The organism is Saccharopolyspora sp. NPDC045941 (assembly GCF_056431445.1).
Window position 1 is genome coordinate 16,483 of sequence record NZ_JBWKKU010000047.1, and the last position, 24,796, is coordinate 41,278.

25 protein-coding genes are annotated in these 24,796 nt (G+C 66.6%); 11 read left to right on the forward strand and 14 right to left on the reverse strand.

The features are described from left to right. The first annotated feature begins 153 nt into the window (after positions 1-153). Positions 154-1,470 carry an MFS transporter gene (locus tag AC07FN_RS31000; protein WP_478398846.1) on the forward strand — a complete coding sequence of 439 codons (1,317 nt, stop codon included), beginning with the start codon at positions 154-156 and terminating at the stop codon, positions 1,468-1,470. A 164-nt stretch (positions 1,471-1,634) separates the two neighbouring features. Here AC07FN_RS31000 and cuyA read toward each other — a convergent pair whose 3' ends face one another. The 4 genes from cuyA to AC07FN_RS31020 all read right to left on the reverse strand — a co-directional run bounded on the left by cuyA (position 1,635) and on the right by AC07FN_RS31020 (position 5,573). Beyond that, entirely contained in the window at positions 1,635-2,651 is a 1,017-nt protein-coding gene (gene cuyA, locus AC07FN_RS31005) for a D-cysteate sulfo-lyase (protein ID WP_478398792.1), read from the reverse strand. A 422-nt stretch (positions 2,652-3,073) separates the two neighbouring features. Continuing rightward, the gene (locus AC07FN_RS31010) at positions 3,074-3,844 is read right to left on the reverse strand and encodes an amino acid ABC transporter ATP-binding protein (protein WP_478398793.1); all 771 of its coding nucleotides are present in this window, start codon (positions 3,842-3,844) and stop codon (positions 3,074-3,076) included. A gap of 74 nt (positions 3,845-3,918) precedes the next feature. Next, positions 3,919-4,773 (reverse strand): amino acid ABC transporter permease, encoded by an 855-nt coding sequence (locus tag AC07FN_RS31015; RefSeq protein ID WP_478398794.1) that lies wholly within the window; start codon positions 4,771-4,773, stop codon positions 3,919-3,921. Then, positions 4,770-5,573, reverse strand: coding sequence for an ABC transporter substrate-binding protein (locus AC07FN_RS31020; RefSeq protein WP_478398795.1), 804 nt, complete (start codon positions 5,571-5,573; stop codon positions 4,770-4,772). Before AC07FN_RS31020 ends, AC07FN_RS31015 begins: the two co-directional genes overlap by 4 nt. A 218-nt stretch (positions 5,574-5,791) precedes the next feature. Between AC07FN_RS31020 and AC07FN_RS31025 the strand changes: the two genes are divergently transcribed. The 5 genes from AC07FN_RS31025 to AC07FN_RS31045 all read left to right on the forward strand — a co-directional run bounded on the left by AC07FN_RS31025 (position 5,792) and on the right by AC07FN_RS31045 (position 10,283). Continuing rightward, positions 5,792-6,703, forward strand: a complete 912-nt coding sequence (locus AC07FN_RS31025; protein ID WP_478398796.1) for a LysR family transcriptional regulator — start codon at positions 5,792-5,794, stop codon at positions 6,701-6,703. Between the two features lie 101 nt (positions 6,704-6,804). Further along, entirely contained in the window at positions 6,805-7,956 is a 1,152-nt protein-coding gene (locus tag AC07FN_RS31030; protein WP_478398797.1) for a cystathionine gamma-synthase, read from the forward strand. Positions 7,957-8,020: 64 nt separating this feature from the next. After that, positions 8,021-8,575: a cysteine dioxygenase family protein gene (locus tag AC07FN_RS31035; protein WP_478398798.1), complete on the forward strand. Its 555-nt coding sequence runs from the start codon at positions 8,021-8,023 to the stop codon at positions 8,573-8,575. A gap of 82 nt (positions 8,576-8,657) precedes the next feature. Next, positions 8,658-9,911, forward strand: a complete 1,254-nt coding sequence (locus AC07FN_RS31040) for a pyridoxal phosphate-dependent aminotransferase (RefSeq protein WP_478398799.1) — start codon at positions 8,658-8,660, stop codon at positions 9,909-9,911. 120 nt (positions 9,912-10,031) lie between these two features. Further along, the gene (locus AC07FN_RS31045; RefSeq protein WP_478398800.1) at positions 10,032-10,283 is read left to right on the forward strand and encodes a glutaredoxin domain-containing protein; all 252 of its coding nucleotides are present in this window, start codon (positions 10,032-10,034) and stop codon (positions 10,281-10,283) included. A 103-nt stretch (positions 10,284-10,386) separates the two neighbouring features. Here AC07FN_RS31045 and AC07FN_RS31050 read toward each other — a convergent pair whose 3' ends face one another. The 4 genes from AC07FN_RS31050 to AC07FN_RS31065 all read right to left on the reverse strand — a co-directional run bounded on the left by AC07FN_RS31050 (position 10,387) and on the right by AC07FN_RS31065 (position 12,965). After that, positions 10,387-10,518, reverse strand: coding sequence for a hypothetical protein (locus AC07FN_RS31050; protein WP_478398801.1), 132 nt, complete (start codon positions 10,516-10,518; stop codon positions 10,387-10,389). A 281-nt stretch (positions 10,519-10,799) separates the two neighbouring features. Then, positions 10,800-11,261, reverse strand: coding sequence for a GreA/GreB family elongation factor (locus AC07FN_RS31055; RefSeq protein WP_478398802.1), 462 nt, complete (start codon positions 11,259-11,261; stop codon positions 10,800-10,802). A 333-nt stretch (positions 11,262-11,594) separates the two neighbouring features. Continuing rightward, positions 11,595-11,777: a hypothetical protein gene (locus AC07FN_RS31060; RefSeq protein ID WP_478398803.1), complete on the reverse strand. Its 183-nt coding sequence runs from the start codon at positions 11,775-11,777 to the stop codon at positions 11,595-11,597. A 369-nt stretch (positions 11,778-12,146) separates the two neighbouring features. Further along, entirely contained in the window at positions 12,147-12,965 is an 819-nt protein-coding gene (locus AC07FN_RS31065) for an SAM-dependent methyltransferase (protein WP_478398804.1), read from the reverse strand. Between the two features lie 452 nt (positions 12,966-13,417). On the opposite strand from AC07FN_RS31065, the gene AC07FN_RS31070 reads away from it, so the two are divergent. Both AC07FN_RS31070 and AC07FN_RS31075 read left to right on the forward strand, forming a co-directional pair. Continuing rightward, complete coding sequence (locus tag AC07FN_RS31070) at positions 13,418-14,113, forward strand: response regulator transcription factor (protein ID WP_478398805.1); 696 nt, start codon at positions 13,418-13,420, stop codon at positions 14,111-14,113. After that, a complete protein-coding gene (locus AC07FN_RS31075) occupies positions 14,106-15,197 on the forward strand; it encodes a sensor histidine kinase (protein WP_478398806.1) in 1,092 nt (363 codons plus the stop codon). Before AC07FN_RS31070 ends, AC07FN_RS31075 begins: the two co-directional genes overlap by 8 nt. Here AC07FN_RS31075 and AC07FN_RS31080 read toward each other — a convergent pair. The 6 genes from AC07FN_RS31080 to AC07FN_RS31105 all read right to left on the reverse strand — a co-directional run bounded on the left by AC07FN_RS31080 (position 15,168) and on the right by AC07FN_RS31105 (position 20,091). Continuing rightward, entirely contained in the window at positions 15,168-15,392 is a 225-nt protein-coding gene (locus tag AC07FN_RS31080; protein ID WP_478398847.1) for a GNAT family N-acetyltransferase, read from the reverse strand. The two genes, AC07FN_RS31075 and AC07FN_RS31080, sit on opposite strands and share 30 nt — an antisense overlap. Before the next feature lie 130 nt (positions 15,393-15,522). After that, complete coding sequence (locus AC07FN_RS31085) at positions 15,523-16,107, reverse strand: hypothetical protein (RefSeq protein WP_478398807.1); 585 nt, start codon at positions 16,105-16,107, stop codon at positions 15,523-15,525. 58 nt (positions 16,108-16,165) lie between these two features. Beyond that, on the reverse strand, positions 16,166-16,774 hold the full coding sequence (gene vanX / locus AC07FN_RS31090; protein WP_478398808.1) for a D-Ala-D-Ala dipeptidase VanX: 609 nt from the start codon (positions 16,772-16,774) through the stop codon (positions 16,166-16,168). Continuing rightward, the gene (gene vanA / locus AC07FN_RS31095; RefSeq protein ID WP_478398809.1) at positions 16,771-17,811 is read right to left on the reverse strand and encodes a D-alanine--(R)-lactate ligase; all 1,041 of its coding nucleotides are present in this window, start codon (positions 17,809-17,811) and stop codon (positions 16,771-16,773) included. Before vanA ends, vanX begins: the two co-directional genes overlap by 4 nt. Then, the gene (vanH, locus tag AC07FN_RS31100; RefSeq protein WP_478398848.1) at positions 17,808-18,797 is read right to left on the reverse strand and encodes a D-lactate dehydrogenase VanH; all 990 of its coding nucleotides are present in this window, start codon (positions 18,795-18,797) and stop codon (positions 17,808-17,810) included. Before vanH ends, vanA begins: the two co-directional genes overlap by 4 nt. A 310-nt stretch (positions 18,798-19,107) precedes the next feature. Continuing rightward, positions 19,108-20,091 (reverse strand): helix-turn-helix transcriptional regulator, encoded by a 984-nt coding sequence (locus AC07FN_RS31105; RefSeq protein ID WP_478398810.1) that lies wholly within the window; start codon positions 20,089-20,091, stop codon positions 19,108-19,110. Between the two features lie 284 nt (positions 20,092-20,375). Here AC07FN_RS31105 and AC07FN_RS31110 point away from each other — a divergent pair, with 284 nt between their 5' ends. The 3 genes from AC07FN_RS31110 to AC07FN_RS31120 all read left to right on the forward strand — a co-directional run bounded on the left by AC07FN_RS31110 (position 20,376) and on the right by AC07FN_RS31120 (position 24,712). Beyond that, positions 20,376-21,824 carry an amidase gene (locus tag AC07FN_RS31110; protein ID WP_478398811.1) on the forward strand — a complete coding sequence of 483 codons (1,449 nt, stop codon included), beginning with the start codon at positions 20,376-20,378 and terminating at the stop codon, positions 21,822-21,824. 88 nt (positions 21,825-21,912) lie between these two features. Beyond that, positions 21,913-23,568, forward strand: coding sequence for an amidohydrolase (locus AC07FN_RS31115; RefSeq protein ID WP_478398812.1), 1,656 nt, complete (start codon positions 21,913-21,915; stop codon positions 23,566-23,568). A 349-nt stretch (positions 23,569-23,917) separates the two neighbouring features. Beyond that, on the forward strand, positions 23,918-24,712 hold the full coding sequence (locus AC07FN_RS31120; RefSeq protein WP_478398813.1) for an SAM-dependent methyltransferase: 795 nt from the start codon (positions 23,918-23,920) through the stop codon (positions 24,710-24,712). The last annotated feature ends 84 nt before the right edge of the window (positions 24,713-24,796 follow it).

Here is a 24,796-nt window from a genome sequence, read left to right on the forward strand (position 1 = left end):
GACGATCCCGGGGCCCGCCCGCACAAGAGGAATCACCACAACCAACAAGACCACCTTCCGAATCACGGTGCCTTCCCGAGAGGAGCGCCCACAATGGATCACGCCTCAACACCCGTGCGCACGGAGAGACCACCGGGCGGCAAGCCGGCTCCGATGCCGGTGCCCGCCAAGCGCGCGGCCCGCGCTGCGTTCTTCGGTTTCGCGGTCGACTACTTCGACATCTACCTGCCCGTGGTGGCGCTGGCCCCGGCGATCCACTACTTCCAGCCGGAGAACATCTCAGCCACGCTGGAAATCACCCTGTTCTACCTGACCTTCGCCGTGACGCTCATCGGCCGCCCGATCGGCTCGATCCTCTTCGGCCACCTCAGCGACAAGATCGGCCGACGCCGATCCACCCTGATCGCCGTAGCCGGATTCACCGTCGCTACCTTTCTGATGGCACTGCTACCCGGATACCAGGCTTGGGGCTACGGCGCTCTGTTCTCCCTCATGTTCCTGAGGCTCGTCGGCGGCATATTCATGGGCGGCGAATACACCAGCGCCAACCCGCTGGCCATGGAAGCTTGCCCCAAGCCCCGGCGCGGGCTGGTCGGGGCGTTCATCGCATCCGCCTACCCGGTGGGCTACATCGCGATCTCGGTGGTCACCCTACCGCTGCTGGCATTGCTTCCACATGACGACCTCAACTCCCCCTACGTCCAGTGGGGGTGGCGAATCCCGTTCCTCATCGGCGGCGCCCTGGGCATCCTCTTCTTCATCTACTTCTACCGCTCCATCGAGGAATCCGAGGTGTGGAAGGCGGAGGCGAAGTCCGCGGGTGCGCAGGTGTCGAAGCCTCCGTTGCGGCAATTGTTCGCAGGCGACAACGCGCGGCGGCTCGTCCAGGCGCTGTTGTTGATGAGCGGACTGTGGTTCGCTGTCCAGTCGATCATCACTCCGGTCACAGGACTGCTGATCTCGCAGCTCAAGCAGGACGCCAACGCAGTGACCCTCGCGCTGTTGCTCGCCAACGTCGCGCTGTTCGCCGGCTATCTGGTGTACGGGCATCTCGGACAGCGCTTCGGCAGGCGCCGCGTGCTGATGCTGACCGGGGCCGGCACTGCAACCGTCGCGGCCATCACGTTCTTCACGATGGTGAGCCTGCTCCAGGGCGGGGGGAACTTCACGCTCGCGATGGTGATCTACACACTCGGCCTGGTTGTTGCGGTCGGGCCGTACGGGGTGGCGACCGTGTATCTCCTGGAAGCGTTCCCGACGAACGTGCGCGCCTCCGGCTATGGATTCGCCTACAGCGTGTCGCTCATCATTCCGTCGTTCTACAGCGTTTACATGGTCGGGCTGTCCACGGTGCTGCCCTACGCCTACACGCCGGTGGTGCTGATCGTACTCAGCGGCGTGCTGACCTGGATCGGCGCGAAGCTCGGCCCGGAAACCAAGGACGTCGAGTTCGCTCCGGCACGAACCTGACTGAACGGCCGGGGTGGTCTCCGAACCATCCCGGCCGAAAGCCATGGACGGGCGGGGTCGTGCTGCAGCGGCACGGGCAGCTGGGAAGACCACTCGCCGGCGAACACGTCGACGGCGTTCTGCGGTGAGGGCAGAACGGGGCGATCTTTTGCCGCGGGGGTCGATCAGGTCGTCGACGGCGCGAACGTCGAACGGTACGCGAAGAGGCCGACGCTGCCCCCGGTGTGAAGGAAGACGACGTTCTCCTCCGGTTTGAATCGCCCCTCCGCGATGTTGCCGAGCAACCCTGCCAATGCCTTTCCGGAGTACACCGGGTCCAGCAGGATGCCCTCGGTGGTGGCCAGCAACCGGACCGCCTCCACCATCCCATCCGTCGGCACTCCGTAGCCGCCGCCCACCCACCGATCGTCGACCAGCACGGCGTCTTCGGGGAGATGGATGTCCGCGCCGCACTTTGCGGCAGTGTCCTGCGCGAGCTGATGCACCAAGGAACGCTGCAGATCTTCATTCCGTGAAACGCAGACACCCAGCACCTTGGCGTCGTGGCGGAGCAGTCTGAGACCGGCGACCAATCCTGCCTGGGTGCCGGCGCTGCCCGTGGCGTGCACAACCCAGTCGATCGGGATCGGGGCCGCGTCGAGCTCCTCGGCGCAGGCGACGTAGCCAAGCGCCCCGGTCGGGTTGGACCCGCCGACAGGAATGACGAACGGGCGCCGGCCCTCGCCCCGCAATCGCTCCGCCAGTTCTTCCATCGCAGCCTGCATATCAGTGCCAGTCGGAAGACGGTCCACGATCTGGGCCCGAAGGATTTCGTCGAGCAGCACGTTGCCTGATCGCTCGTAGTCCTCGTCACTTTCCTGCCGGCACTCCAGCAACAGGCTGCAGTGCATTCCCGCCAGGACCGCCGCGGCCGCGGTCTGCCGCGCGTGGTTCGACTGGAGGGCACCCTGGGTGATAAGCGTGTCGGCGCCCTGTTGAAGCGCCTCGCCCACCAGGAATTCCAACTTCCGCGTTTTGTTACCGCCGGTGGCCAGCCCTGTACAGTCGTCCCGCTTGATCCACAGCGACGGAACGCTGCGATACGTGTCGCGCAGCCGGTCAGTCAGCCGTGTCAATGGTTCCAGAGGCGTCGGGAAGTGCCCCAACGGATACCGCGGATAACGCGCCAGCGCAACCATCATACCCTTTCCTCGATCAACATCATGTTGGTACCACCTGATTCCATTGAGCGTTTTTCATCTTGGCTGGTGACCCTGGATACCTGCCGGAAGCCACCCTTGACACTACGCCGACGATGTCCGGCGCAGGCACCGCTGCGCGGCCGGTGATCCTGACGCCGGACACCTTGCGATCTCCCGCTCCTCCTGGTGTCGTGGCAAGAATGATTCCTGCTCCCGGTGGAGACCGCCTGGTCGGCGTCAGCAAATTTGCTGACCGGTCGACCACCGCGTCCCCGGCTTGACAGGGGGCCGGTGAAGCAGCACTTGAGTCCGATCCACCAGTACCGCGTACGCGATTTCCGCGGCTTGCGATCAGGTTTCTGCGCGTACCGATCAAGATATGTCTCGGTGTGCAAAAAACCTTGGACGACCGGCATTGAATCCTAGGCAGTGTTTTCCGTGGCGGTGTTCATCTTCTCCGCCTGGATAACCCTGGACAAGAACGACCGAGTCCGTTCGTGCCGAGGACTGCCCAGGACCTCGTGCGGTGGGCCCTCCTCGACGACGACGCCGCCGTCCATGAAGACGACGCGGTCAGCGACGTCGCGTGCGAAGCCCATCTCGTGGGTCACGACCATCATCGTCATCCCGTCGCCGGCGAGGCCGCGCATCACCCGCAGCACCTCGCCGACGAGTTCGGGGTCGAGTGCGCTGGTCGGTTCGTCGAACAACATCAGCTCTGGCCCCATGGCGAGCGCCCTCGCGATGGCGACTCGCTGTTGCTGGCCGCCGGACAGTTGTGCGGGATAGCTGAGTTCCTTTTCCGCCAGGCCGACCCGGGCCAGGTTCTCCCGAGCGATGCGAACCGATTCGGCCTCCCCGCGCTTGAGCACCTTGCGCTGGGCGATGGTCAGGTTCTTCAGTACGTTCAGGTGCGGGAAGAGGTTGAACTGCTGGTACACCATGCCGATCCGGCGGCGCACCCGGTCGATGTCCACGTCGGGATCGGTGATGTCGACGCCGCCGACGAGAACCCGCCCGCTGCTCGGCTCCTCCAGCAGGTTGGCACACCGCAGCAGTGTGGACTTGCCTGAACCGGAGGGCCCGATGACGCACACCACCTCCCCAGGCGTGATGCTGAAGTCAATGCCGCGCAACACGTCCAGGGGGCCGAAGGACTTGTGCAGACGCTGAATCTCGATCGCGGCGGTCATGTCGGCGTCCCTGCCTCTTCCGATGCTGGTTATCCGGGTCGGTCCTGCTGGCTCGGTCACGGAGGACATCGGCGTCACCTGGCCGTCGCGTGCCGGGCTTCGAGGCGGCGCACCACGTAGCCGAGCGGGATGGTGATCAGCAGGTAGCACAGGCCTGCTACGAAGATCGGTGTCGTGTTCGCCTGCTGGCTGGCTAGGTCGCGCCCGAACTTGGTGAGTTCCCGCTGTCCTAGCGTGACTCCGAGGAAGAGCACGAGTGAGGAGTCCTTGAACAGCAGGACGAGTTCGTTCGTCAGCGGCGGCACGATGATCCGGAATGCCTGGGGCAGCACGATCGTCCGCATCGCCATGCCGTGCGACATGCCCAGGGTGCGGGAGGCTTCCAGCTGTCCGGGTGGGACGGCTTGGATGCCGGCCCGGATGGTTTCAGCCATGTACGCGGCGGAGACCAGTCCGAGGGCGCAGGCGACCTGACCGTATGCGCCACCGGGGAAGGTGAGTCCGGGGAAGGCCAGGGGTACGCCGACCCCGACGAAGATGAAGATGAGCAGGGCGGGCAGTCCGCGGAACAGTTCGATGTAGGCCATTGCGACCCATCGGTACGGTCCGACCGAGGACAGCCGCATCAATGCGATCAGCAGACCCAGCACGAGGCCTACGGCGAATCCGGCGACCGTGTAGGTGATCGTGTTGAACAGGGCCACCGTGATCAGGTCCGGGAAGAGCAGCAGCGCTACGGACGGTTCCAGGAATTGCTGACCAAGCCGTTGCCAGTCCGCGAGGACACCGACGAGGACCAGGGCTACGACGAATACCGCGTACTGCGCGTTGCGGACCAGCAGCCGCCTGCGGCGTGGTGACCGCCAGCGACGCGCGCCAGACAGGGGTTGCGGTGACTCGGGGGCCACTTCCGGGGCCTGGGTAGTCATGGTCCCTCCACTCCGGCCGGCATCGGCCCGATCCACTGCTCGTAGAACTTCTTGTAGGTCCCGTCCTGCTTCGCCTGCTGGATCGCCTTGTTGATCATCTGTAGCAGTTGCGGGTTTCCGTCCTTCTTCACGGCGAAGCCGTAACGTTCGCCGGTTTCCAGGTTGGCCGCGAGCTGGAACTTCTCGGCGTTCGCCGGGTCCTTGAGCCAGTTCTGCACTACCGGGTAGTCCTGGATCACCGCGTCGACCTGGCCGGTGCGCAGGCCGTTCAGCTCTGCGTCGGAGCTTTCGAAGGACTGCGAATCCACATCGTGGCCGTGTGCGTAGTCCTCGCCGGTGGTCGAGGACTGCGAACCCAGCTTGAGGTGGTGGGCCTTGATGTCGTCCATCGAGGTTGCCGCGACGCCTTTGCGGACCAGTAGCGCCTGCGTGGCGTTGAAGTAGGGATACGAGAAGTCCAGGTTCTTCTTGCGCGCGTCGATGATCGTCATGCCCGCCGCCGCGATGTCGCATACCCCTGCGTTGAGGTCGGCGCCGGTCTTGATGGTCTCGAAGGGCTTGTCGACGATGACCTGCTGGACGCCGAGCTGCCCGGCGACGAGATCGATCATCGCCACGTCGAACCCGACGACCTCGTTGTCCTTTTCGAACTGGAACGGCGGGTAGGGCAGATGGGTGCACGTTGTGAGCTGGCCTGCCTTGACCAGCTTGACGCCGTTGGCGGTGGTGATACCGGCATTACCGGATGCGCATGCGGGCACCAGCAGGGTGAGCGCGGTGACGAGCGTGGCCAGGACCATGCGAGAGGTCGGTCTACGTGATGGATTCATCAAGTCGCCTTGTGTTCTCAGGGAGCGCGAACCGCTCCTGACCGGTATACGGCGAAGGAGATGCAGCGGCGGGAGGGATGGGCGCCGCCTATCGGTACGAGTGGGTTGCGCAACGATCGCCCAGGATCCCGATCGAAGTCCAGACATGACTTATTTACACCTCCCAAAGAAATGCTTATTGTTCGGAGATGTTCGACTCAAGGCATGTATGGGTGTTCGACGAGGTCGTGCGCACCGGCTCCTTCGCCGCAGCGGCAAGGAATCTCGGTTACACGCAGCCGGCGATCAGTCAGCAGATGAAGGGACTTGAGCGCTCGGTGGGCACACCGCTGTTCGTGCGGGCGGGCCGGGGGCTTCGGCTCACCGAGGCCGGCGAGGTTCTCGCACGCCACGCCGAAGGCATCCTCGGATCGATCTCCTCCGCGCAGAACCAGATGACCGCGATCACCCGCTTGAAGGCCGGCCGCATCCGGATCTGTGCGTTCCCCAGCGCGAGTGCGACGCTGATCCCGCCGACCGTGGCGTCGATCAAGGCTCGGCATCCTGGAATCCGGATCGAGCTGCTGGAGGGCGAGCCACCGGCGTCGGTCGACGCCTTGCGGCGCGGCGACTGCGACATCGCCCTGGCGTTCACCTACGAGGCCGCGAGCGAGCAACCCGACCCGGACGAGCTGTTCATGCTCGAACTGCTCGACGACCCGCTGATCGTCCTGCTGCCGCGGAGCCATCCGCTGGCCCGGCGGCGATCGGTCGAGCTGGCCCAGCTCGCCGAGGAACGCTGGATCGCCGGTTGCGTGCGCTGCCGGAGCCACTTCGTCCAGTCCTGCGCGGCGGCCGGTTTCGAACCGGATATCGACTTCACCACCGACGACAACCTCGCCGTGCAGAGTCTGGTGGCCGCCGGGTTGGGCATCGCCGTGATGCCGAGCATGGTGCAGTCGTTCATCCGTCACCCGAAGATCGTCAGCCGGCCGGTGATCCCTGCGGACTCCCGAACCGTTGCGGCGTACACGCTGGCTGGTCACCAGAACGTCCCGGTCACCAGGCTGATGCTGGAGGCGTTGCAGCAAGCCGCCGATGGGATGCACGGGGATGGGTGAACGCTTGGACACAGCTCGTGCGTTCCGCCAGCCATAAGCGATAGCCGCTACGACGGCAAGAATCTCGAAGTAGACCGCATGGGTCGTTGCCCGGCAGGCTCATGCCCATGACACAGCTGCACGGGTTCGAAACCCTCGCGATCCACGCCGGACAGGAGCCGGACTCGGGCACCGGCGCGGTGGTTCCGCCGATCTACCAGACCTCGACCTACAAGCAGGACGGTGTGGGGGCGCTGCGCGGCGGTTACGAGTACAGCAGAGCGGCCAACCCGACGCGTTCCGCGCTCGAGGAATGCCTTGCGGCGCTGGAAAGCGGTACGCATGCCAGCGCATTCGCCAGTGGGCTGGCGGCCGAGGACGCCGTGGTCCGTGCGGTATGCGCGCCGGGAGACCATGTGATCATCCCGGATGACGCCTACGGCGGATCGCTCCGCCTGTTCACCCGGGTGCTCGCCCGTTGGGGCCTGACCACGACCCCGGCCCCGCTGGCTGATCTCGCCGCCGTCCGCGCGGCTATCCGTCCGGAGACCCGGCTGATCTGGTGCGAGACACCAACAAACCCACTGCTGGGCATCACCGACATCGCCGGCCTGGCGAGCATCGCCGCGGACGCGAACGCGCTCCTCGCCGTGGACAACACCTTCGCTTCGCCGTACCTGCAGCAGCCGCTGACCCTCGGCGCGGACATCGTCGTGCACTCCACCACCAAGTACATCGGAGGCCACTCCGACGTGGTGGGCGGCGCCGTGATCGTCCAGGACGCCGAGCTGGCCGAGCGTATTCACTTCCACCAGTTCGCCGCCGGGGCCATCGCCGGGCCCTTCGACTCGTGGCTGACCCTCCGTGGTGTGAAGACCTTGGGCGTGCGGATGGACCGCCACTGCGACAACGCCGAACGGATCGCCGCGGCGCTCGACACGCACCCCGCCGTGCACGAGGTCCTCTATCCGGGCCTGCCCCACCACGACGGCCACGACCTCGCTCGCAAACAGATGCGGCGGTTCGGCGGCATGATCTCCTTCCGGCTGGCCGGTGGCGAGCAGGCCGCACTCTCTGTCTGCAACAAGACGCGGATTTTCACCCTCGCCGAATCCCTGGGCGGTGTCGAGTCGCTGATCGAGCACCCGGCGCGGATGACGCATGCCTCCGCTGTAGGCACCCCGCTCGAGGTGCCCGGCGATCTCGTCCGGATTTCGGTGGGGATCGAGAACGTCGACGACCTGATCACCGACCTGCTCGACGGCCTCGACTGACGCTCCTCGTTGGCCTCGGCGCAGCCCCTCGTTACGTCCATCGCACCTATTGATCGGAGTCCACATGAGCCCCGTCCCTGTCGTGCACCGCACGCCGCTTCTCGCCGAACTCGTCTCCGCGGTGCGCGACGTCGTGTGTCTCGAACGGCCACCCGCCGAGTCGGCGCGACTCGTGGCCAGACAGCTCGAACCCTTCCTGTCACGACCGAATCTGCTACCGGCCGAGTACCGCGCGGGCGACTCGGAGCGGTACCGACAGCACATCGTGCACGCCGAGCCGGACGGCAGCTTCTCCCTCGTAGCACTGGTCTGGCAACCCGGACAGCAGACCCCCATCCACGATCACGTCGCCTGGTGCGTCACCGGCGTCTACGAGGGCGCGGAGACCGAGCGGCGATACGAACTGCGCGGGGAGGGCACCACCGCCCGTCTCGTCCCGGCCGCCGACGTCGTCAACGGACCCGGCACCGCATGCGGCTTCGCCCCGCCCGGCGATATCCACCTAGTGCGCAACGCCGAGGAGACGACGGTGATCTCGGTCCACGTTTACGGCGCCGACATCAGCAAGCTGGGCACGAGCGTGCGCCGGCTGTACGACCTTCCCGTGGCGGAGAGCTGATCCGACGCCCCGGCGAATCGGGCACCGCCGCCCGGTCGAACCCCACCACACCCGCATTTTCCCTTGGATTCCAGGAGAACCCGTGGTTTCGCGCTCAGCGACCCTCGCCCTCAATGACGCGATCAGCGCGCGTCGCGCGGCGGGCGAGGACATCATCCACCTCGGCTTCGGTGAAGCCGGTCTGCCCGTACTCCCCGAAGCAGCCGCCGCGCTGGCGAAGGGAGCCGATGAGAACTCCTACACGCCCGTCGCCGGGACGGTCCGGGCTCGCGAATCCGTCGCCGGATACCTCTCGCGCGGGGGTCTGCCCACCGCCGCCGACCAGATCCTGCTTGCCCCGGGCAGCAAACCACTGCTGTATGCCGCACTCGCCGCGCTGCCCGGCGACGTCGTGTTGGCTGCCCCGTCATGGGTCACCTATGCGGCGCAGATCCGGCTGACCGGCAAACGCGCGATCCCAGTGCCGATCCCGGTCGCCGCGGGCGGTGTCCCCGATCCCGACCTACTTGAGCCCGCGCTCACCACCGCCCGCGTCGACGGCGCCGATCCACGGATCATGATCCTCACCCTCCCGGACAACCCCACCGGAACCGTGGCGAGCGCCGAGCTGATCCGCCGCATCTGCGAGCTCGCCGACCGGCATGACCTGACCATCATCAGCGACGAGATCTACCGCGACCTCGCCTATGACCCCACCACGACGCACAGCCCGGCGACGCTGGTACCGGACCGGACAATCGTCACCGGCGGCCTGAGCAAGACCATGTCGCTTGGTGGCTGGCGCGTCGGTTACCTGCGCACCCCACCTGGACCGACCGGACAGCGCATCGCTGATCGGATCGCCGGAATCGGCAGCGAGCTGTGGTCCTGCCTCGCCGGTCCCATGCAGGCGGCGGCTGCCTACATCTATGACGCACCACCCGCTGTCACCGGGCACATCGCCGAAAGCCGACGGCTGCACGCGGCGGTGGCCCGCGCGACTCATGCGGTGTTCACGAAGGCGGGTGCCGCCTGCCGGGAGCCGCAGGCCGCCTTTTACCTGTATCCCGACCTCGAAGCCCTGCGCCCGGTGCTGGCGGCCCGCGGCATCGAGACGGGAGTCGCGCTCGCTGATCACCTCCTCGACGAACACGGCATCGGCGTGCTCGCCGGCGAACACTTCGGTGACGCACCGGAGAGCCTGCGCTTCCGGGTAGCGACGAGTCTCCTCTACGGGCGAACCACCGAGCAGCGCTGGACAGCGCTGCACAGCGACGATCCGGTGTCGCTGCCGTGGATCTCAGGCGCCCTGGACCGGTTGGCCGGCGCCCTCAAAACGCTCGGCGCCCACCGCTGATCCGCCGGTCAGGTCTCAACGGCCCCTAGCGCATCAGGCCAACCGGGTCGGCCAGTGAGCGTCGCTGGCCCGTCCGACGCACAGCGATTCGAACACCGCACAATGACAGGAGAGCCAGATATGACGACGCAAACCGACCAGAGCGCCATTCGTGTCTATGGTCGCCCGGGCTGCCCTGACACCCAGCTTGCACTGCGCGTCCTCGATGACATGAGACGCACATACGAGTGGATCGACCTTGACCAGGATCCCGGGCGGTGGGACGAGGCCCTCGCCGCGAACGGCAACGTCCGCAAGGTTCCGACGGTGGTCTTCCACGACGGGAGCGTCCTCGTCGAGCCAGACGAGAGGACCTTGCGCTCCGTCCGGTGATCCGTCGATCAGGTGCGGGCGTCGGCAGGAATTCGGGCGGGGACCGGGGCAGACCCGTTGACGGTCGTCGCTGCCGGCAATCGGACACGCTCGTTACGAGCTGTTAGCCAGAACCTGCGGCGGCGTCGGCTTTCTCGTCGTCGAGGGCTTCGGTGCAGGCCAGCCGGGAGTGGTCGTCGGCGGCGTGCACCACGTCCCCGGCGTGGTCGTGTTCGTAGCGGACGACGACGCGCATCGAAGCAGCTCCAAGCCGTCGATCCCGAGCAACGGGCGAACACCAACAACGCCCCGATCGAAGGCATCCGGGTACTGACCGCGACACCTGCGCACCAGCGACTACGTCGTAGGCAGCGATCGAGAACGTACCCACGTGCCCGGCGCACCCCTTGTGGTAAGTCGACGGTTCACATCTGGACACGGACGAGCGGATCATGTGTCACACCTGCCACGCCGCCCCCAGGACCACGGCCGCCCGTCACGTGTCGGTGGCGCGGTCCCGTGCTGTTTTTCGGGCGTCTACGGACGGTGGTGCCCGTGGGGTACCGCTCGCAGGAGCGTTACTTGCGCCGTCCCACCATTGGGAACGCTGTACGTCCGTTGCTCGCCCTGTCTGGCCCCGGACAGGGCGGCCCCGAGGGGTGACTCGGGCGAGTAGACCGCAAGCCCGCCGAGGTCGGCTCCATCACGCGTACCGAGCAGGAACGTTTCGGTCTCGCCGTCGTCGAAGCGGACGGTGAGGACCATGCCGGGCTCGGCGACCCCGTCGTCTGGTGGTGCTTCACCGACCACCGCGTCGTACAGCAACCCCTGGATCTCGCGGATGCGGGCGCGCCGACGCCCCTCATCCACGAACTCGCTGTCGACCGTGCCATCGCCACGTTCAGAACCAGCGGAACGGTGGGCGAGCAGTTCTCCGAGCTCGTCCCGCAACCGGTCGTAAGCATCCTGGGTCAACCAGCGGCGTTGAGTAGTGGTCATGGTATTCCTCTGTGTCGATCGATTGGTTTGGTCGCGGATCTCTAACCACCGAAATGTCTTCGGCGGTTAGAGAGGTGGCGGTGGCTTGCCCGAGCGAGGCCGGTGTTGATCAGCGAGGTCCCGGGTGTGTGGCGGCGCGTGCATCGCAGCCCGTGTCCGCTTCGTTGATCAACGTTCCGCGACGCGGATGATGCCGGAACATGTCTCGGTGCGGTAGCGCGTGCAGGCGCGCAGTGCCGGAGCCGGCGGTCCGTTCAGGGCTCGCTGATCTTGGTAATACGCAGACTGCGTACTACCGAAGAGCCGCGGTGCTGTATCGGCCGAGAGGGGCGGTCACCGCCGGTTGCGCGCCTGTTCGAACCAGTTGGTCGCATGGTTGGCCGGGCGTGCGCCGGTCACGAACGCGATCCGCGGACCACGACGGGCGTTTTCGATATCGCCGACCATGACCAGCCCTCCCGTGATTCGACGCAACCGCTCCATGCCGAGGATGGCCGAGGCTTGCGCCGTGCCCATTGTCGTGAGCGAACAAATATCCGATCGATCTTGTCTGTTTTCTCCACTCGTCAGAGCCGGGGGATGTGCTCTTCGCACGCCTTAAGCACCCCGCAACGCTGGAGAGGGCCCAGGCATCAGCTCGAGCGCTGGGAACTACCGGATGCCGTTCTCGGCCAGTCAGCCAGCCAGTTCGCGTCGGCCGGGGTGAGTCGCGGATCCGGTTGTGGCCAGGACTGTCCAGTCAGAACATTCGCTGAGCAGGTCGACGGCCTGACCGCCTGCCAGCGACCGGTGGCATTTTTGGTGGCGTACTGGTTGAGCTGACTCTGGTTCAGGTCCGTGTGCCTGGATAGCCCCCCGGGGCTATCCAGGCACAGCGGGCTTGGCTCAGGGCTTGCGGGAGATGGCGCCGTACATGGCGATGTCGGCCTCCGGGACGGCGAGGCCGGCGTCGGAGTCCGGGCGCCACTTGTGCATCTGGACGATCCCGGGCTCGACCAGTTCGAGGCCGTCGAAGAATCGGGCGGCCTGGGCCTGGGAGCGCCAGCGCAGGGTCTCGCCGTGCGCGTGGTAGGTCCGGCGGACCTCCGCCAGCATCTCCGGGGCGAAGTCGTCGGTGGCGATCGTGGCGGCCATGTAGCTGCCGGAGGGCAGCACGTCGATGATCCGCCGCACGACGTCCAGTGCCTCGTCGTCGTCTTCGATGAAGTGCACGACCGCGATGAGCATCAGCCCGATCGGCCGGCTCGGGTCCAAGGTCTCGCGGAACTCCTGGGAGGCCAGGATCGTGTCCGGGTCGCGTAGGTCGGCGTCCACGTAAGCAGTGCAGCCCTGCTTGGTGCTGGACATCAGCGCGCGGGCGTGCACGAGCACGATGGGGTCGTTGTCGGTGTAGACGACGCGGGCCTCCGGCCGCACCTCCTGCACGACCTCGTGCAAGTTCGGCGAGGTGGGAATGCCGGTACCGATGTCCAGGAACTGGTCGATGCCGCACTCGGTGGCCAGGTAGCGGCCGGCGCGGTGCATGAATTCGCGGTTGGCGCGCATATGCACTGGAAGCGCGGGCCAGACCTGCTTGGTGGCCTCCGCGGCAGCCCGGTCGACGGCGTAGTTGTCCTTGCCGCCCAGGATGTAGTCGTAGATCCGCGCGCCGTGCGCCCGGTCGGTCCGCAGGTCGACGCTGGCGTGCCGAATCTCGTCGCTCATCGTGTTCCTCCCGATCGCAACCTCTACGCTTCCAGCGATCAACATTGTCGTCCACGGATCCGATGGAGAGGTGTGCTCGCCTGAGCAGCAACTCTACCGGCGCGGTCTTTCACTCGTCGCAGCCTGCGATCAGGTATGCGAAGGACGGTCAAAGGGACGTTCCTCCTCTTCCGCGGAGTTGCCTCTGCCGAGAACCTCATCCGCCCTGGTCATGCGGCATGCCGGTACTCGTGGAGGATGCCGCCGAGGCGATCGTGCCTTCGTATGTCGAGTCGGTTGATCTGTTCAGGGTCGATGATCGGTTGGGGGAGTGGGCATGGTGGGCGGGCGTTGGCGATGCCTTGATGGGGCCGGTTACTCATGTCGCCAGCCAAGGCGGCACCGTGTTGCCACCAGCTTGCACGCGGTTTTCGATACGTCGGCGATATCCGCCCGCTCCTACGATTGAGAGCATGCGTGTGCTGGTTGTCGAGGATGAGCCCTACATGGCCGAGGCCATCCGCGATGGACTGCGCCTGGAAGCGATCGCGGCCGACATCGCCGGAGACGGCGACACCGCTCTGGAGATGCTGAGCATCAACGCCTACGACATCGCCGTCCTCGACCGCGACATCCCCGGGCCCTCCGGCGACGAGGTTGCCGAACGCATCGTCGCTTCAGGCAGCGGCATGCCGATCCTGATGCTCACCGCTGCGGACCGGCTGGACGACAAGGCTTCCGGGTTCGAGCTCGGCGCCGATGACTACCTCACCAAGCCGTTCGCGCTGCAGGAACTCGTGCTCCGTCTCAGAGCCCTCGACCGCAGGCGTGCCCACAACAGGCCGCCAGTGCGGGAGCTCGCCGGCCTGCGGCTGGACCCGTTCCGCCGCGAGGTCTACCGGGACGGCCGGTACGTCGCGCTCACCCGGAAGCAGTTCGCGGTGCTCGAAGTCCTCGTGGCCGCCGAAGGCGGTGTCATCAGCGCCGAAGAGCTCCTGGAACGGGCTTGGGATGAGAATGCCGACCCGTTCACCAACGCCGTGCGCATCACGGTATCCGCACTGCGCAAGCGGCTCGGCGAACCCTGGCTGATCGCCACGGTGCCTGGCGTCGGCTACCGCATCGACACGGGACCGGACGCCGGGAGCGAGGGAGGCGAATGTGGATAGGGCGCCTGGGTTGAGCGTTCGTCTCAAGCTCACCTTCAGCTATGCCGGCTTCCTCATGCTGGCCGGCGCCGTGCTGCTCGGGGCGTTTGCGGGGTTCCTGGCCGACTACCGGGAGAGGGCACAGGACGCTGGCGAGGTTGTGATCGCGCCTTCGGGCACCGAGCTGCTGCGTGACTTCGCGCCGGCGGCCGCCGGCGCGATCGTGTTCCTCCTGGTGTTCGGTCTCGCCGGAGGGTGGATTCTCGCTGGGCGGATGCTGGCCCCGCTGACCCGCCTCGCCGATGCTACGCGCACGGCTGCGAAGGGTTCGCTCTCTCACCGGATCGAGTTGGAGGGGCGCCAGGACGAGTTCCGGGAGCTCGCTGACGCCTTCGACGGCATGCTCGCACGGCTCGAAGCGCATGTCGCCGAACAGCAGCGCTTCGCAGCCAACGCTTCCCACGAGCTGCGTACTCCACTTGCGATCACGCAGGCCCTGCTCGACGTCGCTCGCAACGATCCGAACCGGGAAAGCAGCGAGCTCGATGAACGCCTCCGCGTCGTCAACGCCCGAGCGATCGACCTCACCGAAGCACTGCTGCTGCTCAGCCGCACCGACCAGCGCTCCTTCGCCCGAGGTGACGTTGATTTGTCGCTCATCGCGGAAGAAGCCACCGAAACACTCCTCCCGCTTGCCGAGAAGCACGGCGTCGTCATTGAAACCTCCGGGGACATTACCCCGACCATCGGGTCCCATGCGCTCCTGCTGCAGTTGACCACGAACCTCCTGCACAACGCGATCGTCCACAACCTGCCCGAATACGGCACCGTTCAGGTCAGCACCGCTGTCGGTCCAGAGGGCGCCGTGCTCACGGTCGAGAACACCGGCGACAAGCTCAGCCCGCACGTGGTCTCCACCCTCACCGAGCCGTTCCAGCGCGGCACCGATCGCGTCCGCAGCGACCACATAGGTGCCGGCCTCGGTCTGGCGATCGCCAAGAGCATCACCCAAGCGCACGACGGAACGCTCTCGCTCGGCCCGCGCGCCGACGGCGGGCTCTGCGTCACGGTGCGACTACCCGCGACAGCTCGGCAGGTCACGTAGGAAGCCGGACGAGATTCCAGCTTGGCCGGTGTACCCGCGTCGCGCGTAGAACCTGTGCGCGTCCGGCCGGCGATCATTGCTGGTGACCTCCATCCGAACGCATCCGTGGCCAGCGGCGAAAGACTCGGCGGCCTCGACGAGCCGGGAGTCGCCGCCGTATCCGCGTGCTCGGTCGGAGACGACCAGTGCGGTGATTCGGCCCCAGGCGCGATCTCGGCAGTGGGCTCCAGACGGCGCAGCGCGTCGGCGAAGTTCATCGCGGGCTCGATGTGCCCTGCCGAATGACCACCAGCGACGACGACGCGCGGTGGCGGCTCGCCTGGCATCACGATGTCCTCCTGATCAAGATTCCTCGGTTCGCGTGGAACCGCTCGAATGCATGCACGGGTAGCGATGCAGAGTCTGAATTGTGGGAGTAGCCCGACGGATTGTGGAACCGCACTACACCGTCATCGACCGCATAGACCAGCACGAGGTGGCCTCCACGTTGGGGCTCATGGGTGTTCGGGTCGCGAATCTCAGGTGATACGGACGCGATCATGACCTGTCCGGGTCGCACCTCTCGGCTGGATACGTGAATGGGCGTGTGCTCGACCAGTTCGCAGTGAAATCCGAACTGCGAGCTGACCCAGGCCATGAACGGCCGGTAGATGAGTCCTTGGACCTTGCCGGAGGGCTCCACCACGTAGCAGCCCCAGTCGAGGGCCAGCGCGAGGAGTTCGCCCATCGGCAGCCGGATGTCGGTCCATCCCCGGAGCAGCGACTGCAGGCACGCTAGACCGCAGACCTTGCGGGACCAGAACAGGTATTCCTCGCTTGAGCGGTATCCGTCGGAGGCCCAGTCGTGCAGTCGCGAAGGATCGGTGCCACCCAAGAAGACCTCCAGCCCCGATGGGTCGGTGCGCCGCATGACGACCTCGTCGTTGCGTTCCAAATGTCCCCACTGCGAGACGCAATGGAGACTCCGGTCACGTGATGGGAAAGTCGAAGTAGACATCAGGATGAGGCTCGTTCCTCAGCGTGTAGTGCCACCATTCGCGGTCGTACCGATCGAATCCGCAGTCCTCCATGATGGAACGGAGGTGCTCGCGGTTCTGGGCCTCGGTCGGCGTGATTCCCCGGGCTCGATGACGTGAGATCGGGTCCATGAGGTCGTGGCCGCCACCCATGGGAGCAAGCTCGCCGGTGGCGAGGTGATAGAGGGTCAGGTCGACGGCGCTGCCCCTGCTGTGGCCCGACTTCGCGGCCACATATCCGTTCTTGAACATCTGGGGCCGGTCGATGTTCGGGTAGTGCCGCAGTTTGGTCCGGCCATCCTCGGGCTGTTCCGACCAGCGTAGGAAGCAGTCGACGGCGCGTTGGGGGCGATACCCGTCCCAGAGAAGCAGCCCGAAGCCAAGGGAGGCGGCCTTCTCGCGTGCTTGCTCCAGGGCCGCGCACAGGGACCGGGTGCCGACGATGCGATTCGCGAGATAGCCGTCTACGGGTTTGCCGGTGAAGTTGTCCCAGGTGGCGTACTTGGCATCCCAGCGGACGCCCGGCACCCGATCGTCAACGTAGACGAAGTCGTCGTTCATCGCTTCTTCCCGTGCAGTGTCATCGAGATGAGCCGGTCGATCAGATCGGACAGCGGCACCCCTGCGGCGGCCATCATCCGCGGGTATCGGCTGTAAGACGTCATGCCGGGCATGGTGTTGACCTCGTTGAGGACCACCCGCCCGTCGTCGGTGAGGAACATGTCGACGCGGGCAAGTCCCTTGCAGCCCAGGGTGCGGTAGATGGTCTTGGCGGTCTCCTGGACGAGCTGGCGCGATTCGTCGGAGATGTCGGCGGGAACGATGAAGGTCGAGTTCTCCGATCCGGTCTCGGGTGAGTCCTCCTGGTGGATTCTGAAGAATCCGTGCGAGAGGTCAACGCGGTCCACCTCGCCCACGATCAGGCCGAACAGTTCCCCGAGGACCGCGCAGCCGATCTCGCCGCCGGCCACCGCCTCCTCGATCAGAACCCTCGAGTCGTACTGTCGCGCTGCGCTCAGCGCGCTCGGCAACTCGTCTTTGCCGGTGACTTTGCTGACGCCGAACGATGAACCTGATCGAGCCGGCTTCACGAAGACGGGATAGGGGAGGCGGTCGGGGTCGACCTCCTCGTTCTCCTCGACGACCCAGAAGTTCGGCGTGGCGATTCCTGCGCTCTTGGCGACGGTGTAAGCCAGGGACTTGTCCATGCACACGGCCGAGCTCTGGACGTCGCAGCCGACGTAGGGGATGCCGGAGAGGTCCAGCAAGCCCTGGATCGCGCCGTCCTCGCCGAGCTTGCCGTGAAGCACGGGAAAGACGACGTCGAGGCGTCTCGCCTCATAGCCCTCCTGCCCCATGACCAGCAGGCCGTGCACACTCCGGGCGGGTGACAGCATGGCTGGACGAGCGCTGCCGTTCTCCCAATCCGCGCCAGGGCCGTCGCAGAGCTTCCAATCGCCGCCAGTGGTGATGCCGATCCAGAACGGTTCGTACTTTTCGGTGTCGAGGTTCCTGGCGACCTCTTGCGCCGATTTGACGGAGACGGGATGCTCTTCGGACGCGCCACCGAAGATGATTCCGACCTTCAACCTGCTCATGTTGTTTTCCCGCTCTCGAAGTTCAGGCAGTTGATGAGACTGTTCTCGACGGTGTCTTTCAGGGCGTGGTCCGTGTAATAGGCGGAGTGCGGACTGATCAGCACATTCGGCAGGCGCTGCAGCCGCACCAAGGCCTCGTTCTCGATATGCCTGGTCCGGCAGTCGGCGTAGAAGATGCCTTCCTCGCCTTCGAGGACATCCAGCGCCGCACCGCCCAACCTGCCGCTCTCCAACGCCGACAGGAGAGCCTCGGTATCGAGCAGCGGGCCGCGCCCTGTGTTGACGACGTACGCGCCGGGCTTCATCCGCTCGATGCGATGACGATCGAGGAGATGATGGGTGTCCGCGGTGAGCGGGGTATGGAGCGTGACGATGTCGCTCTGCTCGATCAGTTCATCGAGCGGTACGCAGTCGACCGAGGCTTGATGCCGGCTGTCGTGGGCCAGCACGCGGCAGCCGAAGCCTCGCAGCCGGTCGATAACCGCTGTGCCGATGCGGCCTGTTCCGATCACCCCGACGGTCAGGTCCCGCAGCTCCTTGCCGCGAGCGTCGCTCAGCCGATAGTCATGAGCGTCGGTGCGGCGGATGGTGGATTTCGCGTGGCGCACGGCCATCAGCATCAACATCAACGTGCAGTCGGCCACGCTGTCCGGTGAGTAGGCGACGTTGCCCACCGAGATGCCGACGCGCTCGGCGTACTCCAGGTCGATGTGGTTGTAGCCGATGCTTCTGGTGGAGATGTATTCCACACCGGCCTTGCTGAGCGCCAGAAGCGTCGGATTGGTGATCTGAGTCTTGTGGTTCACGCTGATGCATCGGTTGCCACGTGCCAGTTCAGCGTTGGTCTCGCAGACGGCGGCCTCGGTGATGGTGGGCGACAATCCGAGGCGTGGCCCTATCTCCTGGAACAAGGCGGCTTCGTCCTGGCCGCATCCGAAGACCGCGAGTCCTGTCGTCGGGATGGACGAGGGAGATGGCTCGGCCATCGTTCGGGCGCGACGGTCCGTGGTCGCTTCGCTGTAGATCGAACCCAATTCGCCGGAGGCCATGTCTCAAGTCAAGACAGCGCCGTGTTGTCAGCACGTATGCGATTTTCGATACGCGGACGATATGCCGCCCCAAGCCGCCGGGTCACGTGAGCGCGGCGGCGATCTCGTCGAGGCGCGCCGCGCAGGAAGCCTTGACGAGCACCATATCGCAACCGTCCTATGTGGAACCGGTAGGCTTTCCGGTGCGTAGAAACGAGGGCCCGGATTCATCCCGCAACGGGAACGAAACCGGGCGCTGCCCCCGCAGTCAGTGATTCGCGACCCGCAGGGCGTCAACAGTGTCGAGCTCGTGCTCGAAGGCGGTGCGGGCGAGCGTGGTGCGATTGGGGCAATCGAGCTTGATGAGCAACGACTCGACGTGGCTTCGTACGGTGCGGACCGCGATGCCCAGCGCCTGGGAGATCCGTTCGTTGGACCATCCCCGGGCGACCAGGCCGACCACGTCGAGTTCACGGCTGGTGAGGCAACCGAACGCCGTAACTCGGCCGAACCGGACGAGAACCGCGCCGGGGTGGCGCGCCGCTCGGACGTGCCACCAGGTGCCGTCAGCGGCACGGTGGTGAAAGCCGACGTGGCCCGCCGCACTGGCGACGGCGGATCGCACGGCGAGGTGAAGCTCGGCACTGGTGAGCGGCACATCTCCAAGTTCTCCGGCCCGGACCTCGACCAGGTCGTGCGTGATCCGGAGGACCACGTCGGCCACGGTGTCACCGGCTTCGGCGCCGGGGTCGATGAGCCCGGCGAGATCGTGCGACAGCATCATCAGCGCCAGCCGTGACTCGTCGTCGAGCGGTGTGGCGTGTGTCGAGCTCATCGCGACGAAGCCCGGAATCGCCGCACCGGTAGCCGGCGGCGCCAACGGCAGGGTCATCCCTTCGCGAAACCGGTTGGGCAGTATCGCTTCTCGGTACGTACGGGTCTCGCGGAGGTCGAACGGCACGTCCACGAATCGCAGGGGAGTGCCCCGTCGCACCGCGAGCCGGTGGACCGGGCACGTCCGGCTGTACGTCGTCGTGATGTAGGCGAGGGTCTCCGCCGTATAGCCGAGGTTGATGAGGGCGGTGTGCGTGGTGCCACCGGCACGCGGAAGTCCACAGGCGACCAGCGCGACGCAGTCGAAACCGAGCTTGTCACGCACGGCGCGGAGGGGGACCTCGATGGACAGGTCACCGCGGCTTGCGGCGCGGATCTCCCCGGCGAGCTGAGCCCACCACCGTACGTCCGCGGCCATTCCGAACCTCCGTTACCGGTCGGATCCTGACGGCGGACACACGGCGGTGTCAAGCGTAGGGAACGTGTTGTAGAGCGATATCGGCACTCGATCGACGTCGGACTCGACGCGGTCGTGTCCCTACTCGACGAGCCTGCCCCCTGCCCGGTGCCCCCTGCCGGAAGCACATCCGAGGCGCGGGAGGAACGGCTTTTCGGCCGATGTACGGCACCTCACAGCCTCGTAGCTTTCCGGGGGCTTGGCCGGTCGACGAGCCACACCCGGCACGGCAGAGGGAGAGCTTGATGTACATCGACGAATACACCGCCCTCGACGCGACGGCCCTGGCCGCGGTCATCGCATCCGGGGAGATCAGCGCCGACGAGGTCACCGCACTGGCCACTGCGGCTATCAACCGGGTGGACGAGGAAGTGAACGCGGTCGCCGAAGGACCCTTCGACCGTCCGCTCGACTACGCCGCCGACGGCCGGTTCGCCGGCGTTCCGTTCGCGATCAAGGACATCGTCTGCCACGCGGCAGGAGTGCCGACGCGCATGGGGACGCGCCTGCTCGGCGAGGGTTTCGTGCCTCCGGCGGACACGCATCTGATGGCACGCTTCCGTGCAGCCGGCCTGGCGACGCTGGCCGTGACGACGACCCCGGAGTTGGGATTCAACGGCAACTCCGAGGCACTGGCCTACGGTTCGACGCGCAATCCGTGGAACACCGCCCACAGCGCCGGCGGGTCCAGCGGCGGCGCGGCGGTGCTCGTCGCCGCGGGGGCGATCCCGATCGCGCACGCCAACGACGGCGGCGGATCCATCCGGGTGCCCGCCGCCTGCAACGGACTGGTCGGGCTGAAGCCCGGCCGAGGTCGGGTGCCCGTGGGGCCGGACTCGGCCGAGGCGCTCTACGGGATGGGCGCCGAGCTCGCGGTGACCCGCACGGTCCGGGACACCGCCGCACTGCTCGACGAGGTGGCCGTGAGCTATCCGGGCGATCCGTACGTCATCGCCCCGCCCGCGCGCCCATGGGTCGAGGAGGTGGGCGCCGACCCGGGGCGGCTGCGGATCGCCGTGCACACCGAGTCCTGGGCGGGCAGCTACGTGGACCCGGAGGTGGCCGGGGCGGTCGATGCCGTCGCCAGGGTGCTCGAAGCGGCAGGACACGACGTCGAACGCCGGACGCCGGACATCGAGTGGGAGTCGTTCCTGAACGCGAACCACGTTCTGTGGTCGTCCTTCCTGGCCGGATCCGTCGCCAGGATCGAGGCAATGACCGGCACAACGGCCGGCCCGGAGAACCTCGAACGCACCACGTGGGCCTGCGTCGAATACGGCCGCACGGTCAGCGGGATCGACCTCGGCAACGCCCTGGCGGCTGTCAACACCGTCTCACGCGAGGTCGGCCGGTTCTTCACGGAGTACGACCTCCTGCTGACGCCCACCATGAACACCCCCGCACCGCTGCTGGGCCACCTCGACGCGAACGCGGACCTCAGCGCGTTCGAGTGGACCACGCGGATCTTCGACGCCTGCTCCTTCACCCCCCTGTTCAACCAGACCGGCACTCCCGCGATCAGCCTGCCGCTCGCCCAGTCCGCGCAGGGTCTGCCCATCGGTGTCCAGCTGGCCGGTCCGGCCTGTTCGGAAGCAATGCTGTTGCGGGTCGCCGCCCAGCTGGAGGACGCGATGCCGTGGGCGGACCGGCGTCCCGCCGTCCACGCGGCCACCCTCATGTCCCCCGCCACGTAGGCACCCGATCACCAAATCACCGGCAACACCCCCTACTCCTGCGAGAGACGAGCATCCCGACACGCTGTCGGGTTGCGTGGAGGACGCTATGACCAACACACCCGATCTGATCATCGTCAATGCCAACGTGTTCACCGGCGATGCGGCGGGAACCACGGCCGAGGCACTCGCCGTCGCCGACGGCGTGTTCACCGCCGTCGGAAGCACCGAGGAAATCATGCGCCTGGCCGGTCCGGAAACGGCCGTCCTCGACGCGGGTTGCAAGATGCTCATGCCGGGAATCTGCGACGTCCACATCCATCTCGGCCTGGGTGGGGCGGCCGCGGCGTGGGAGCTGCGGATTCCGCCGCACTACGGACCCGACGAGATCTGCGAAGCGATCGCGGCATGGGCGGCGGAACTGGGACCGGACGAGTGGATCGTCGGCGGGATCGTCGGTTCGTTGACGATGGAGAAGCTCGCGAACGTCGACATGCTCGCCAAACTCGATGAGGCGGCCGGCGGGCGTCCCGTGGTGCTCAAGGACGACACGATGCACAACAGGTGGGTCAACAGCGCCACACTCGAGGCGATGGGAGTCAAGGACGATTCCCCCGATCCCGAGGACGGTACGTGTGTTCGCGACGAAGCGGGCCGCCTCACCGGCGTCCTGTGGGAACAGGCGTCCCGGCTGGCGGAAGAGGCGTTCGTCGCGAGCATCAAGAACCCGGAGGAGCGGTACCGCGGCACGTTCGCGACCGCCGCGAAGCTGTGCAACCAGTACGGGGTCACTACCGTCTGCGAAGCCGCGACGATGGAGCCCGCACTGCGCACGCTGTCGAAGCTGGAGGCCGAGGGCGAACTCACCCTCCGGGTCATGGCATCCACAGTGGCGCGACCGCTGCTCGCGGAACCCGGAATCACCGGCAAGGAGCTGCTTTCGGTATCCGAGCAGTTCGGTTCCGAACTGCTCCACGTGGGATTCATCAAAGTGTTCCTCGACGGCGTTCCCATGACGCGGACCGCCTCGATGCTGGATCCCTACCTCCCGCTCGGGTGCAACCACGGGCAGAGTTCCGGGGAATGCCTGTACGACCTGGACGGGCTCGTCGAGGAACTCGAGGAAGCGGTCTCCGCGGGACGCGGGGTGAAGATCCACGCGGCCGGGGACGGGTCGACGAGGATGGCTCTGGACGCGATCGCGATCATGCGCCGGCGGCACGGATCGCGGCCGATCTTCCACATCGCGCACAATCTCTTCATCGACCAGTCCGACGTGCAGAGGTTCGGCGAGCTGGGCGTCGTCGCGGACGCGTCGCCGTACCTGTGGTACCCGAGCATCATCCAGGACAGCCTGGCGACCTGCGTGTCGGCCGAGACCATGAAGAAATCCTGGCCGCTGAGGGACCTCGTGGATTCCGGGGCCACTGTCGCGGCCGGTTCCGACTGGCCGGTCGCCCTTCCCGTTCCGCACCCCTGGACCGGGATCGAAACGATGGTCACCCGTGAAGCGCCGGGAGGAAGCGAGGAGGCGGTCAACCCCGAGCAGCGGCTCACCCTCCATGAAGCGCTGATCAGCTTCACCCGGCACGCGGCCGAAGCGATGGGTCTCGGTGAGCGCGTTGGCAGCATCGAAGTGGGGAAGTCCGCGGATTTCATCCTCCTCTCCCAGAACCTGTTCGACATCGACACCCGCAGGATCCACGAGACGGACGTGCTGGCGACCTACCTGCGCGGCACGCTGGTCTACGACGCGAACTCGTGACCGGTCCCTGACCGCTCGCCCCACGTGCCCGGGCGATCGACACTGGCCGGTGCGGCGACTCGCCGATCCCGGAGGTCGAAGAAGCGCAAACTACCGGCATGCTGAATCCAGCCATGAGCGGAAGGCGGCGAGTGCGGATGTGCTCCGATGAGCGCTGGCCGGTCCGCACCCCCCCAGCGACACTCAAGCATCGGCGGGGCCCCGGCCCGCTTGAGCCGGGCTTCCAGGCGAAAGGCGGGGACCGCCGGGATACGAGCGAGAGGGGTGATGAGCAGCTGGCCGCTGAGGCGATACTGACGAGTGCCCATCGGAACCATGAGGGAGCCGCACCGTGTCGATCTTGGACCCTGTGCCCGACTTACCAGCGACCGTGGACACCAACCAGCCGAGCGCGGCCCGCGCCTACGACTACTTCCTCGGCGGCTCGCACAACTTCGCCGCCGACCGCGAGTTCGCCGACCAAGTGCTGGCCATCGCGCCGAGCATCCCGGCCGTGACCCGGCTGAACCGGTCGTTCCTGCGTCGCGCCGTGCGCTACTGCCTCGACCGGGGCATCCGCCAGTTCCTCGACCTCGGCTCCGGCATCCCCACGGTCGGCAACACCCACCAGGTCGCCGACGCCGCCGGCGTCCTGGCCCGCGTGGTCTACGTCGACAACGAGCCGGTGGCCTACCACCACGCCCAGCACGTGCTGGGAGGGTCGGAGACGACGACGATCATCCAGGCCGACATGCGCGACCTGTCCGCAGTGCTCGACCATCCGGACACCCGCCGGCTGCTCGACTTCAGCCAGCCGGTCGGGCTTCTCGTCGTCGGCGTGCTGCTGTACTTCAAGGACCCGCAACCAGCCGAGCTGATCCGCGCCTACCAGCAACGCCTCGCGCCCGGCTCGCTGGTCGCCGTGTCCACCCTGACCGCCGAACACGCCTCGCCGGCGCTGCGTGCCGAGATGGAACTGCTGCGCGGCGCGTACGAGGCAGCCGGCGAACCCGTGTACCCGCGCGACCACGCCGAGATCCTGTCCTGGTTCGACGGCCTCGACCTGGTCGACCCGGGTCTGGTCACTCTGCCGGAGTGGCACACCCAGGACTCGAAGGAACTGGACGACGTGGCCAGGCCGCTCGGCTACGGCGCGGTCGCGTGAGTGCCCTGACGGTCTGCGAACCAGTCGTCCGCCGCGGCGGGGTCGACTTTCTGATGCACCTCGAAGCAATGGTTTCCGGTGGTG

Bases quoted from the DNA above. Each gene is read 5' to 3' on its own strand.
- AC07FN_RS31000 (WP_478398846.1), top strand. From the start codon at position 154: ATGCCGGTGCCCGCCAAGCGCGCGGCCCGCGCTGCGTTCTTCGGTTTC.
- cuyA (WP_478398792.1), bottom strand. From the start codon at position 2,651: ATGATGGTTGCGCTGGCGCGTTATCCGCGGTATCCGTTGGGGCACTTC.
- AC07FN_RS31010 (WP_478398793.1), bottom strand. From the start codon at position 3,844: ATGACCGCCGCGATCGAGATTCAGCGTCTGCACAAGTCCTTCGGCCCC.
- AC07FN_RS31015 (WP_478398794.1), bottom strand. From the start codon at position 4,773: ATGACTACCCAGGCCCCGGAAGTGGCCCCCGAGTCACCGCAACCCCTG.
- AC07FN_RS31020 (WP_478398795.1), bottom strand. From the start codon at position 5,573: ATGGTCCTGGCCACGCTCGTCACCGCGCTCACCCTGCTGGTGCCCGCA.
- AC07FN_RS31025 (WP_478398796.1), top strand. From the start codon at position 5,792: ATGTTCGACTCAAGGCATGTATGGGTGTTCGACGAGGTCGTGCGCACC.
- AC07FN_RS31030 (WP_478398797.1), top strand. From the start codon at position 6,805: ATGCCCATGACACAGCTGCACGGGTTCGAAACCCTCGCGATCCACGCC.
- AC07FN_RS31035 (WP_478398798.1), top strand. From the start codon at position 8,021: ATGAGCCCCGTCCCTGTCGTGCACCGCACGCCGCTTCTCGCCGAACTC.
- AC07FN_RS31045 (WP_478398800.1), top strand. From the start codon at position 10,032: ATGACGACGCAAACCGACCAGAGCGCCATTCGTGTCTATGGTCGCCCG.
- AC07FN_RS31050 (WP_478398801.1), bottom strand. From the start codon at position 10,518: ATGCGCGTCGTCGTCCGCTACGAACACGACCACGCCGGGGACGTGGTG.
- AC07FN_RS31055 (WP_478398802.1), bottom strand. From the start codon at position 11,261: ATGACCACTACTCAACGCCGCTGGTTGACCCAGGATGCTTACGACCGG.
- AC07FN_RS31060 (WP_478398803.1), bottom strand. From the start codon at position 11,777: ATGGGCACGGCGCAAGCCTCGGCCATCCTCGGCATGGAGCGGTTGCGT.
- AC07FN_RS31065 (WP_478398804.1), bottom strand. From the start codon at position 12,965: ATGAGCGACGAGATTCGGCACGCCAGCGTCGACCTGCGGACCGACCGG.
- AC07FN_RS31070 (WP_478398805.1), top strand. From the start codon at position 13,418: ATGCGTGTGCTGGTTGTCGAGGATGAGCCCTACATGGCCGAGGCCATC.
- AC07FN_RS31085 (WP_478398807.1), bottom strand. From the start codon at position 16,107: ATGCGGCGCACCGACCCATCGGGGCTGGAGGTCTTCTTGGGTGGCACC.
- vanX (WP_478398808.1), bottom strand. From the start codon at position 16,774: ATGAACGACGACTTCGTCTACGTTGACGATCGGGTGCCGGGCGTCCGC.
- vanA (WP_478398809.1), bottom strand. From the start codon at position 17,811: ATGAGCAGGTTGAAGGTCGGAATCATCTTCGGTGGCGCGTCCGAAGAG.
- vanH (WP_478398848.1), bottom strand. From the start codon at position 18,797: ATGGCCGAGCCATCTCCCTCGTCCATCCCGACGACAGGACTCGCGGTC.
- AC07FN_RS31105 (WP_478398810.1), bottom strand. From the start codon at position 20,091: ATGGCCGCGGACGTACGGTGGTGGGCTCAGCTCGCCGGGGAGATCCGC.
- AC07FN_RS31110 (WP_478398811.1), top strand. From the start codon at position 20,376: ATGTACATCGACGAATACACCGCCCTCGACGCGACGGCCCTGGCCGCG.
- AC07FN_RS31115 (WP_478398812.1), top strand. From the start codon at position 21,913: ATGACCAACACACCCGATCTGATCATCGTCAATGCCAACGTGTTCACC.